12 protein-coding genes are annotated in these 12,023 nt (G+C 46.6%); 6 read left to right on the top strand and 6 right to left on the bottom strand.

The window, feature by feature from the left end; translation table 11 throughout:
• Positions 1–23: 23 nt before the first annotated feature.
• From queE to FD974_RS06165, 5 genes are all read left to right on the top strand, one after another.
• Positions 24–677 carry a 7-carboxy-7-deazaguanine synthase gene (gene queE, locus FD974_RS06185; RefSeq protein ID WP_215363435.1) on the top strand — a complete coding sequence of 218 codons (654 nt, stop codon included), beginning with the start codon at positions 24–26 and terminating at the stop codon, positions 675–677.
• Positions 678–718: 41 nt separating this feature from the next.
• Complete coding sequence (gene queD, locus FD974_RS06180) at positions 719–1,183, top strand: 6-carboxytetrahydropterin synthase QueD (protein ID WP_215363433.1); 465 nt, start codon at positions 719–721, stop codon at positions 1,181–1,183.
• Positions 1,184–1,194: 11 nt separating this feature from the next.
• Positions 1,195–1,650, top strand: coding sequence for a tRNA adenosine(34) deaminase TadA (gene tadA / locus FD974_RS06175; protein WP_215363431.1), 456 nt, complete (start codon positions 1,195–1,197; stop codon positions 1,648–1,650).
• Positions 1,647–2,588: an LD-carboxypeptidase gene (locus tag FD974_RS06170; RefSeq protein ID WP_215363429.1), complete on the top strand. Its 942-nt coding sequence runs from the start codon at positions 1,647–1,649 to the stop codon at positions 2,586–2,588. Before tadA ends, FD974_RS06170 begins: the two co-directional genes overlap by 4 nt.
• A gap of 73 nt (positions 2,589–2,661) precedes the next feature.
• Complete coding sequence (locus FD974_RS06165; RefSeq protein WP_215363427.1) at positions 2,662–3,249, top strand: heme-binding protein; 588 nt, start codon at positions 2,662–2,664, stop codon at positions 3,247–3,249.
• 31 nt (positions 3,250–3,280) lie between these two features.
• Here the strand turns inward: FD974_RS06165 and FD974_RS06160 are convergent, their stop codons facing one another.
• Genes FD974_RS06160 through FD974_RS06140 form a run of 5 tightly spaced genes read right to left on the bottom strand, consistent with a single transcriptional unit; the run spans position 3,281 to position 8,819 of the window.
• Positions 3,281–4,147: a 23S rRNA (adenine(2030)-N(6))-methyltransferase RlmJ gene (locus FD974_RS06160; RefSeq protein WP_215363424.1), complete on the bottom strand. Its 867-nt coding sequence runs from the start codon at positions 4,145–4,147 to the stop codon at positions 3,281–3,283.
• A 2-nt stretch (positions 4,148–4,149) separates the two neighbouring features.
• Positions 4,150–4,947, bottom strand: a complete 798-nt coding sequence (locus FD974_RS06155) for a phosphatase PAP2 family protein (protein ID WP_215363421.1) — start codon at positions 4,945–4,947, stop codon at positions 4,150–4,152.
• 6 nt (positions 4,948–4,953) lie between these two features.
• Entirely contained in the window at positions 4,954–6,213 is a 1,260-nt protein-coding gene (locus FD974_RS06150; protein ID WP_215363419.1) for a glycosyltransferase family 9 protein, read from the bottom strand.
• A gap of 16 nt (positions 6,214–6,229) precedes the next feature.
• Positions 6,230–7,273: a lysylphosphatidylglycerol synthase transmembrane domain-containing protein gene (locus tag FD974_RS06145; RefSeq protein WP_215363417.1), complete on the bottom strand. Its 1,044-nt coding sequence runs from the start codon at positions 7,271–7,273 to the stop codon at positions 6,230–6,232.
• 49 nt (positions 7,274–7,322) lie between these two features.
• Positions 7,323–8,819 (bottom strand): glycosyltransferase family 39 protein, encoded by a 1,497-nt coding sequence (locus FD974_RS06140; protein WP_215363415.1) that lies wholly within the window; start codon positions 8,817–8,819, stop codon positions 7,323–7,325.
• Positions 8,820–8,877: 58 nt separating this feature from the next.
• Between FD974_RS06140 and FD974_RS06135 the strand changes: the two genes are divergently transcribed.
• Positions 8,878–9,672, top strand: coding sequence for a DUF3047 domain-containing protein (locus FD974_RS06135; RefSeq protein ID WP_215363413.1), 795 nt, complete (start codon positions 8,878–8,880; stop codon positions 9,670–9,672).
• Positions 9,673–9,688: 16 nt separating this feature from the next.
• On the opposite strand, the gene FD974_RS06130 is transcribed toward FD974_RS06135, so the two are convergent.
• Positions 9,689–11,974 carry a cation-translocating P-type ATPase gene (locus tag FD974_RS06130; RefSeq protein WP_215363412.1) on the bottom strand — a complete coding sequence of 762 codons (2,286 nt, stop codon included), beginning with the start codon at positions 11,972–11,974 and terminating at the stop codon, positions 9,689–9,691.
• Positions 11,975–12,023: the final 49 nt, after the last annotated feature.

The following is a 12,023-nucleotide window of genomic DNA, read 5'->3' as shown; positions in this document are numbered from 1 at the left end:
GCGCTTAAAATAAGCACTTAGCTATGTATACCGTCAAAGAACTCTTTCCAACCCTGCAGGGTGAGGGCGCCCACGCAGGTCGTGCCGCAGTGTTTTGCCGATTTGCTGGTTGCAATTTGTGGAGTGGACGCGAGGAAGATCGTGCTACTGCAGTCTGCCAGTTTTGCGATACCGATTTTGTTGGAAGCGATGGCGATGGTGGCGGTAAATTTGCAACCGCACCAGAGTTAGCGGATGCCATTGAGAATGCGTGGACCAGTACATCTGCCGGACCTCAACAACGTTATGTTGTATTTACCGGTGGTGAGCCACTACTACAGTTGGACGCACCATTAATTGATGCTTTGCATGCCAAAGGATTTTTGATTGCCATTGAAACGAATGGCACTCTCAAAGTGCCCAAAGGAGTGGATTGGGTTTGTGTAAGTCCTAAAGCGGGCTCCGATCTAGTTGTACTGCAGGCCGATGAAATTAAGTTAGTGATTCCACAGCAAGGTCATACCGCTATTGAGACCCTATTAGCACGATTTGAGAAGATGGATTACCGCAATCGTTTCCTGCAAGCAATGGATGGCCCCTTACAGCAAGAAAATCTCGCTTTGGCTATTCGTTTATGCCAAAAAAGGCCACTGTGGCGCTTGAGTGTGCAGACTCATAAAATAGTCGGCATTCGCTAGTCCTATTGCTGAGCCATTTATTTGTATCTAGAAAAACCTATATGACCACTAATTCCGAAGCTATTTCTATTACACGTCGACTGGAGTTTGATTCAGGTCATCGTATTCCCAATCATGATGGCCAGTGCCGCCATTTGCATGGACATCGCTATGCTATTGAGGTTACGCTCACTGGTGTGATTGCTGATCATCCTGGTAAAGCGGATGATGGGATGGTCTTGGATTTTGGGGATATTAAGCGCCTTACAAATCAATTTGTAGTGGAGCCCTGGGATCACGCTTTCTTGGTCGCCAAGGAGGATTCGGGCTTAGTGCAGTATTTAAACTCCATCCCAAATCATAAGACGGTAGTAATGGACCATGTTCCGACTGTCGAAAATTTAGCCAGCGCTGCATTCAAAATACTACAGCCGGTTTTTGAGAAAGCCTTTGACGGTCGCTTGAAGCTATCATCGATCCGCTTATACGAAACACCCAATTGCTGGGCCGATATCTCCCACCCATAATTTTATTGATCATGCAAGCTGAGCTTGACCGCCAATTTATGCAGCAGGCTATTGAGCAAGCGAAGTTGGCTGCTGCTGCTGGTGAGGTCCCAGTAGGAGCGGTGTTGGTTCAAGATGCCCAAGTGATTTCCACCGGATTTAATCAGCCGATTAGCAATAGCGATCCTAGCGCCCATGCCGAGATGATGGCCATTCGATCTGCTGCACAAGCACTCTCTAATTATCGTTTGCCGGGAAGTACGCTGTACGTCACCTTGGAGCCTTGCGCGATGTGCGCTGGAGCGATATTACATGCGCGGATTGACCGTGTCGTATTTGGTGCTATTGACCCTAAAACTGGCGCAGCTGGTAGCGTCCTTGATGTATTCTCAGAAAAGAGAATTAATCACCAAACTCAAGTTGAGGGTGGTGTTATGGGACAAGAGTGCGGGCAATTATTGCGTGATTTTTTTAAGGAGCGGCGTTGAAACGGATTCATTTAATTGCTCCTTCTGGAGCGAGCTTAGATCAGCGCAGCCCCTCGCTTGGTATTGAGTGGTTACAGCATCAAGGCTTTGAAGTTGCCAATAGGGATTGCACAACGCGCGTAGAGCAGCGTTTTTCTGGCTCTGACGAGCAACGTTTATCTGAAATCAATCAACTTGCCAATCTTCCCCCAGAAACGATAGTGCTTGCGATGCGCGGTGGTTATGGTTTACATCGCTTGCTGCCAGGTATCGATTGGGATGCAATTGCAAGGGCCATTCGTAATGGCTTGCAGATATGCGGCCATAGTGATTTCACTGTATTTGAGCTGGGAATGCTCGCCAAGACTGGTGCAATTACTTTGGCAGGACCCATGCTCAATTTTGATTTTGCCTGTCAGGGCGAGCATGGCGATGGCATCTCTCCCAATGCATTTATGTGGCAACATTTTCAAGCAGCAGTGAATGATCGACAGCTGCATTGCGACGTTCAAGTGCCGCAGAAATATGTATTACAAAAAGAAGGGCCAGTCTCTGGAATGTTGTGGGGCGGTAATCTCACAGTGATTGCTGGTTTAGTAGGCACTCCGTACCTACCAAGCCAACAACAAACACAAGGCGGAATTTTGTTTCTAGAAGATGTGAATGAGCATCCCTATCGCATTGAGCGTATGTTGATGCAGTTATTAGATGCCGGTGTATTGACGAACCAGGCTGCGATTATGTTGGGCGGTTTTTCTGCTTATCGTTTATACGATAACGATCGGGGTTATGACTTGGATAGCGCCATTGAGGTCATTCGTAAGCGTTTGCCTAGCCATATTCCTATCTTAACGGGCCTGCCTTTTGGGCATCAAGCAGATAAATTAACTTTACCCGTAGGTGCGCAAGCGCACATTCAATTTGATATATCAGGCTTTAGCATTCAGTCCTCGTGGTAACCCACTTATCTCGAAAGACCTCTTTATGAAAGTACTAGTCTTTCTCACCAGCCTTTTGATCGCGAGTACTGTAATGGCCACCGAAGAACCAAAATTTACCCTGCTTGAAAAATCAGAACCTTTTGAATTGCGTGAGTATGCGCCACAAATTGTGGCTGAAGTCACCGTCACTGGCGATTTAGATTCAGCATCTAGTCAAGGCTTTCGGCTTATTGCCGCCTATATCTTTGGGCAGAACCAAGTGAGCGAAAAAATTGCCATGACCACACCTGTAGGTATTGAATCTAGTAGTGAGTCAAAAAGCGCAAAGATTGCTATGACTACCCCTGTTGGTATTCAAGCAGATCAGACTGATAAAGGGGCGGATCAGCGCTGGACTGTTTCATTTGTGATGCCTTCTGAATACACCATTGATACATTGCCAAAGCCTTTAAATTCTCAAGTAAAAATCAGGCCTATCCCAGCAGAAAAAAAGGCCGTCATTATTTTCTCGGGATTTTATGATGAGGAGAAAGTGGCAGAGAAAACCAAATCCCTAGAGGAGTGGGTTAAGGCTAAAAACTGGAAAACTGTTGGCGTGCCCCAGTTTGCTCGTTACAACCCGCCTTGGACTTTACCGTTTATGCGCCGTAATGAAATCTTGATTCAGGTGCGTGACTGACTGGCACTCATTTGCTTGACATCGATCTGACTTAAGCCTCAAAGCTATTCAATAGGTATTGAGCGCCAACATCTTGGCCTAGGGCTTTTACTAGAATAGGCAAACTTTCAGCAAGGTGTTTTTCTAAGGTCCATGGCGGATTGATGATGAACATCCCGCTAGCTTGAAGGCGGCGCTCTTTGGGGGCATTCTCGACTCGCAGTTCAGTATGCAGCCAAGAGCGTTTATGAAGGGCTGCGATCTTTTTCATGCGTCCCGGTAAGTCTGCCGACTCCCTTCTAGAGAGAACCGGATACCAGATTGCATAGCAACCAGTAGCAAAGCGTTGCAAAGCCTCTTCCATGGCTGCCTCAAGATAGCGATAGTCTTGCTTATCTTCATAAGATGGGTCAATCAGGACTAATCCGCGTCTACTAGGGGGTGGCAGCAAGCCCTTGAGCCTAGAAAAACTATCTGCTGCATAAACATCTATTTGCTTTGCTTGTTTAAGCTCGCTGATATTGTGGCGCAAGATGTCAATTTCTTTGGGGTGGAGTTCAAATAGCTTTAAACGATCCTGGGGTCTCAGTAGGCGTGCCAAAATAAATGGTGAGCCAGGGTAGATGCTCATCTCATCAGCAGTATTTTCTGCTTGAATCAAGGAGAGGTAATTTTGTATACCTTCGCTGATTGGATTGCTAGCGGCATATTCCATTAAGCGATAAATACCCCCATCGGCCTCTTTACTAACGCTAGCAAAACCATCAATCAGACTGTAAATTCCAGCGCCAGCATGGGTATCGACAATCGTCAATGCCCCCGGCTTTTCTTGCAGGTACTCAACTAGATGCACTAGGGTGAGGTGCTTGAGAATATCGGCATGACTACCCGCATGAAAGGCGTGACGATAACTGAACATGCTTAAGGAGCCTTAGTAGTTAATTGCGCCTTAATAAAGAAGGCAAAGGTAATACCCACCAAGAGGGCGCAAGCATATTGCAAGGGCTCGTTAAGTTCTGAGTCCAAGGTTTGGTTTAGTAGTACATAGATGCTTGCTAGGCCACCTAAGGCTAATAGCCGTGGAAGTAATTTATTGGGACTCAGTTGGCCTTCTGGAATGTATTGGGCTATGGCAGCGCCAAGCAAGCCTGACCACAGGCCAATTGCACAGCCCGCGAGTACATCTGTAAACCAATGAGCCCCCAAGGCATTGCGAGAGATGCCTGAGAGACTGGCCAATATAAATATCCACCAGATAGAACCACGTTTAGTCTGGTTAGCAGCAAAGTAGATGCCGGCTGCAACGGAAAAAGCTGTGAGCGTATGACCCGAGGGCATCGCGCGATGCAGGAGTGGTTCACCGACGCGATAAAAATCTTCCAGGGCCAAAATGCTAGAGGGTCTTGGAAGATCCAAGAGGCGTTTTAAGATTTGACTGATGATGCCGCCAATCGTAGAAGCTATTAGTCCAGCACAGAGTAATCTCGGAGCAAGTAGTAAGAGAGGAAAGCACAGCGCAAAAATGCCCCAGCCATTACCTAAAAATGTAAACCAAGTCCACAGGGTGTCTGGCAAAAGTTGGGTATAGCGATTAATGAGTAAAAAAGTAGGGGTTTGTAGTTCGCCAAAGTAAAGAGCGATCGCAAAGCCTAAGGGAAGCAGGGGTAGGAGCCAAACCCAAGATGGTGCAATACTTAAAAAAGGTTTGCGCTGAACCATCTCTTCTTAGTGCGCTTTTGCTTGATCTGCTTCAGAGAGCTGCAAAGTCATTTTTTCTAGCACTTGTGCAACAGTAATAGCTTGCATACAGACATTGTCATGACAGGGCGTCTTACGATGGTTGGCTGCACTGACGCAGGGTGAGCATGCCAGATTGGCAGTAATCGCAATTGATTTGCCTACAGAGCCATATAAGGCTGGAGTCTCAGGCCCAAATAAAACTACTGTCCGTAGTGGCGTCACTGCAGAAAAGTGTCCTGGACCAGAATCATTGGTCACCATCACATCTGAAAGTGTGTAAAGCGGTGGTAATTGAGCAAAGGTGACTTGCCCAGCAAAATTCAGGGCATGTTTTACATTGGCTACTGTGCGCACTTTTTCAACATAATCAAATTCAGCTGGAGAACCCGTAATTAAGATTAAATCCTCGGGATAGCGCTGGTGCAGCCCTTGAATCAATTCAGAGAAGCGTTGCTGGGCCCAGCGTCGTTGCGGCAAAAGATCACTTGCATTGGGATTAACCAAGATAAGACGTTGTTTACCATGGGCGTAATTGATACCAGCGCTTGCAGCAAGCTGTTCAATTTGCTCGCGAACTTTTTTTAAAGCGACTGGGTCAATCACAGCTTGCTCTAGTTTGACTTCAGAATCTGTAATATGAATTTTGCTAAATGGCACTTCAATGTCTTTGGCAAATGCTGCATGAATCAAAGATAGAAAGTTCTTGGTGATGTGAATATGTGGGTTGTAATGAACTTTGCGGGTCAACATAAATCCACGCCATAAGCCTTCGCCATGAAAAATATGGTACCCAACGCGGCGACGTGCTCCACAAAGCCCAGTCAACAGGGCGGTGAAGCGAGAAAATAATTCCAAATCAATTACGGTATCAATACGGTGCTTGCGTGCCACTACTAAAAACTGCAGCGTATCTTTAATGAGACCGCCCAAGCTTGATGAGTCAATAGTGAAAATATTTTCAGGTTTAACGGTATTTAATAAAGTTAAGCTGGCGCGATTACTTTTGAAGATGAGAAAAAATAATTCGGCGCCACGAGCCTGTGCATTACGCATTGCGGGGTCAACCAAAATTGCGCTACCCATTTCGGAGAGCTCAATGAACAAGAGTTTGCGAGGGGCATCTAATGGGCGAGCAAATATATTTTTGATGCTATCAATGAGGGCTACCAAGGGACTAACAATTGCGCAGAGTGGAACTCCAACCCAATGATCGATGGCACGCATGGTGTTGACGCTAATACTCATAATAGGGCTCTAAAAATTACTTCCGTTTTAATAAAATAAAGGCGCCAGGCAGCACTGAAATGACGGTAATGGCGCCGTAACTAATTGATGCCAGCACTGTCAAGGAGGGGTCTACTCCCCACAAAGCTAATACTGATGAAAGGGTGGCTTCTCTTAAACCCCAACCAGAAATACTGATGGGTAGCATGAGTAAAAGGCTTAATGCAGGAAGGCCAATCATGAGGCTTTCAATTGGAGCATTTACTCCATATGCCTTAAGGCAAAAGAGGAGGGTCAAAATAGTCAAAGAATGAATCCCAATCGCAAAGACTCCTTGAGCAACATTCATAGGCCAAGAAAAAGCCAGCTTGATGCCGGGTAAGGCCTGTTGCATTTGCATCTTTCCGAGAAATTTTTGCAGCAGATTGCAGCTTGGTCCCCAAGCCAAAATGATGGCAGCAACAATACCCGCCAATATCATGACACCGGTCACTAAATAACCAAGGTCTGTACCCCAAGAGGCGAGGGTAGCTCCGCCCAGAATCAAACCAATACCACCCAGTAAATTATTGCCGGCCAAGCCCAGCAATCTATCAACCAAGACCATTGAAAAGCTCAAACGCAGTTTTGGTGTTGCGTGCTCCAAATCAACCGAGTGGTGCAATTCTTCATTGAGCTCTTTTTCTTGAGTCAGTTTTCCGCTGTCATTGAGGTGAGTGGCAGTAATGGCACGATAGCTATCACCACCCAGAGTGCTAGGAAGACCTTGATTGATTAATCCCCCAGCTAAATATAGGGAGATGTAATTCTTCAGGCTACCCTGAAACCCCACCTTGCGCATTAAATAGCCCCAGCGTAGACCGCCACCAATAAAAGCGCTAAACATGCAAAAGATGGCCGCTAAAAACCACCAAGGCTGCATCTGAAGATCTGAATTGAGTAATGCATCCCAATCAATTCCACTGGTAGCCTTCCAAAGCAGGGCAATAGATAACAGGATACGAATTGTTGGCCATGCACGTTTGAGGGCCACTTTCCAACCGGATGTCGGTTTTGAGGTGGTATTAGATGGTGAACTCATAGGCGTAAGGATAATGCCTTGAGCATCTAAGGTCTTGAAATCTAGGGAATTAGCGCCCTGTACCTGCCTTTTGCCAATTGCGGCAAAGGCTATAGTCAAATTTGGTTAAAACTTGCCCAAATCGGGTAATTTCAAGACTATCTAGAGGTTCACATTTCTCAAAGGCTAAGGAGCCCTCAATTGGCGGGGTAAATGCCATTCCTGACCAGTTAATCAGTAGGGCATCAGATCCTGGGGGTAACTCTCCAAACCACAGATCAAACTGGTCTTTGCGCTGATCTAGGACAAAAACAGGTAGTGGTTGCGCATACCAAGCTGCACGACTTCCTAGGGTCCAATTTTGTACGGCAATACCAGCGACCGACTTACTTTGCGCTAGTTGAGCCGCCTTTTGTCCAGCCATCTTCCAGCCGTATAAATCTGCAATTGGATTGGACCTAACTGCGGCGCTATTGATCCCGCCAGACAAAACAAAGCCAAATCCCAGAATGCAAATGAGCACTTGTCCGATAAACAAGAGACGGATTGCGAGTCGATGATGCATTACCCAAGTCTTTGCTAATCCGATGCCGACAAATGGCGCAAGACAGAACCAGGCGGGGGTAGTCCAATGAGGCAAGCTACCGCCTCCTGAAAGGGCGGCAAAAATCAGAAAGGGAATGAAAAAGAAGCCCAGCAAAGCAATGAGGGTGACTTTTGGGGAGTGCAAGCAATGCTTGAGAAAGGCATAAAGACCAACTATGAAAAGCGGTCCAAAGCAGGCAATTTGCAGTCCGATGAAGGCGCCCACCTTACGCCATACCCAGGCGCCACCACTACCATGGGCAATTTGATATTTAAATGACATCCAATCATTGATCCAGTTCCAGTACAGCACTGGTGTGATGAGTAGCAAGGCAATCAGTGCGGCAAGCCAAAAACCCATCTGCCCAATCCAGGATTTCTTGGGATTTACCAAAAAAACAAGTAAGAGGGCAAGTACTGTAAAAGCAGCGGTGTACTTGCTCAGCCCTGACAAACCCAAGAGTATTCCAAGGATTGCCCAATCAAGCATTGAGAGGGAATCTTTGGTGAGCCAGCGGATGGTCATGAGCATGATGCCCAGACTGAATGGCGTCAGTAGGGTATCTGGTACTAGCCCAATGGCTAAAACATGGGGGAGCGGTGCAGCAATGATCGTCAGCACTGCGAGTAAGCCGCACAGATTTGCTGAGGGTAACGTGGTAGTTAAGTAGCCTGCATTACGCCCTTGAATCAGGTGATGCACTTCCAGTGTGAGTTGATATACCAAGTAGGCGGAAATAATCCAGAGCAACTCTGGAATGAGTCGAATAATGCCTTCGGATGAACTCAGGCTCACTAGTGGCCATTGCACCCAGCCAACCAGTGGTGGGTGATCAAAATAACTCCATGCTAAATACTTGGCGTACAGGGCGTAGTGCGCCTCATCAACAGAAAACTCGATAGAGAAGCCCAGAGCAAGGTGAACGAGAGCAGCAATGCTAACGGCAATGATGGCCCAGCTAGATGGGGATTGATGGCGCATTTGATGATTTTAGACTTACTCCCTTCATTTTTTTCGATTCTTTGGGACAATCGAAAATATGTTCACCAAAACCACCATGCTGCTATGTATTGGCACTAGCGTATTGCTAGGGTGTGCTGGCTTTACAGGGAATTCTCTCGAAAACGAGTCAGGCCAAGCATTTAATGCGGATCAATTACCTGCTCGAGAAGAGTTACCAAAGTTTTCTGCTGAAAAGCCTCGCAGTGGGATGCCAGAAGGCTGGCATTTTTATCGTATTGCACCGTATAAGAAAAATACCGTTTACCGTTTAGAAAATTATCAAGGCCGCACTGTATTGGCGGCAAATTCTAAAACTTCGGCATCTGGTCTTGCTGTCAAACTAAATCCCCGCTCAGCGCAAAATTTATGGCTGCAATGGGAGTGGAAGGCCGTTAGAGAAATTCCACAAGCTGACAATGAGCAAAGTCAGAGTGATGATGCGCCTCTGCGTATTTTGGTTGCCTATGACGGCAATAAATCTAAGTTACCCTTAAAAGAAAAGCTGACTTTTGAGATGGCTAGTTTAATTAGTGGGCAAGAGATGCCTTATGCAACAGTGATGTATATCTGGTCAGGTAAAAATCCAGTCAATACTGTTTTAAATAATGCCCATACTTCTCGCGTGAAAATGATTGTGGTCGATTCGGGTTGGGATGATATTGGTCAGTGGCGCAAACACGAACGTAATCTCGCTGCAGATTACAAACTGGCTTATGGTGAGAACCCTGGCAATATTGTTGGCATTGCCTTATTGACTGATACTGACAACACTAAATCCGAAACACGTGCTTTATATGGCGATATTGAATTGATTCGCAAACTAGCGAAATAAATCAAGCTCCATTAGTTCAGACATGTATTGGTCGCCAACGTTTGAGAAAGAGGGCATTACTTAAAACGCAAAAACTAGATAGTGCCATCGCACTGCCTGCTAGCATGGGTGATAAATATCCGAGTGCGGCCAAAGGGATGCCAATAGTATTGAAAGCAAAGGCCCAGAATAAGTTTTGACGAATCTTATTCCAAGTATTTTTTGAGATTGCAATGGCATCAGCAACTAGGGTGGGGTCACCGCGCATTAAGGTAATGCCCGCTGCTTGCATTGCTACATCTGTTCCCGTAGACATCGCCATGCCCACATCCGCCATGGCAAGAGCTGGGGCATCATTGATGCCATCCCCAACCATGGCGACATATTCTTTAGTGGCTACATTGGACTGCTGGAGTGTGCGAATGATTTCTGACTTATCTCCTGGCATAACTTGTGCAAATACCTCATCCATACCAATGACTGCACCAACGCGCTTTGCCGCTGCGAGGTTATCTCCTGAAATCATCACAGTACGAATACCCATCTGATGCAATGAAGAAATGGCCTCTTTTGCATTGGGTTTTAGTTCATCACCGAACGCGAAGATGGCAAGTGGTACTGCTAAATTCTGAGGGGCTTCGATATCCATGGTTAAAACGGAAACCGTCAGACCCTGATTAAAGTACTCTTTTGAGAGATCCGATACGGCTTGATGATGCGGGCTACCTTCCAGAGAGGCAAGACTTTGCAGGCGAATGGATTTGCCAGCAAAACTACCGTTACTCGGAATGCCTTCGATGCCAATGCCAGGTAAGGCTCGACTATTAGTTGCCGCTATAGGAGCAATTGTTTGTTGATGGGCAGCCTCAAGCAGCGCCTTTGCTAGGGGATGCTCGCTACCGAGCTGAAGACCTACGGCAGTGGCTAATATTTGATTGGCATCGTATTGAACAAAATTCAGTGGAGCGAAATGGAGTAAACGAGGCTTACCAATCGTCAGTGTTCCCGTTTTATCAAACGCGACAATGTGCAGTCGATGCGCTAACTCAAGAACTTGAGCATCTTTAATGAGGATGCCAAAGCGAGCTGCAACTCCGGTGCCGGCCATGATGGCGGCAGGAGTTGCTAGACCCAATGCGCAGGGGCATGCAATGACTAAAACGGAGACTGCCCTTAAGATGGCGATTGAAGCTGAATCTAAATAAAACCAGTTAGCTAAGCCTGTGCATACCGCAATCAGAATGACAGCAGGCACAAAAATCGCACTTACTTGATCTACTAGTTTCTGAATTGGCGCTTTTTGAGTTTGTGCTTGTTCTACTAGGCTGATAATTTTCGACAGAACACTTTCAATGCCAACGGCTTGAGCCTTGATTACCAGCATACCCTCACCATTAACAGCACCGCCAATGACTTTAGAGCCCACGGCTTTTTTGATAGGGGCACTCTCACCAGTGAGCAAAGATTCATCTACATGGCTGCTTCCTGAAATGATTTCGCCATCAACCGAAATGCGCTCTCCTGGAAGAACAACCACTCGATCGCCTGGCATCACTTGCTCAAGAGATAAATTGCGATATTGCTCTGGACTGATGTCATTACCAACAGTCCATTGCAGATTGAGCACCTTCGCTTGCTCTGGCCAGAGTTTTTGTAGAGCGCGGATAGCTTCGCTAGTTTGTTGCTTTGCTCGCGATTCAAGCCATTTACCCAGTAGCACCATGCAAATAATGATGGCTGAGCCTTCGAAGTAGAGTTCATGGGTATGGCTAGAGCTGATAAGTAGGTACAAACTCAGACCATAAGCAGCGCTAGTGCCAAGCGCGACCAATAAATCCATATTGCCAGCCCCAGCCAGCAGCGATTTAAACCCAGCTTTATAAAAGCGCCAACCTAGAATGAATTGCACTGGTGTCGCTAAGGCAAGTTGCCACCAGCCCGAAAGAGACCAATGAATACCAAAGGGCATGAGTAGCATTGGCAGAACCAGTGGGGCGGACAGCGCAAAACTGATGAGGACTCGCCCAAAGCCATCAGTTGCCCAGAACGATTTATCGGAATTTCTGTCTAAATGACCTCTTAAGCTACTTTCTGTTGCTTCATAGCCAGTCTTTTGCACAAGTCCAATGAGCTCGTTTAGGGTGGCTTGAGAGCCCGGTTTAATCCGAATGCGCGCCTGTTCAGTGGCAAGGTTGACAGAAGCAGCTTCGATCCGAGGATCCTTGTTCAGAGCCTTTTCCACTCGCGCGACGCAGGAGGCGCAGGTCATTCCCCCAATATCGAGGGTGAAAAACTCGGGCGAGGTCGGTTGGTCAATGCTCATGTAGAAGATAATCCACCTTACGGGGCAAAAAAGCCATTTAAAACACTAT

This window comes from Polynucleobacter sp. es-EL-1 (assembly GCF_018687975.1).
Taxonomy (GTDB): domain Bacteria; phylum Pseudomonadota; class Gammaproteobacteria; order Burkholderiales; family Burkholderiaceae; genus Polynucleobacter.
This window is presented reverse-complemented; position numbering and strand designations above follow the sequence as displayed.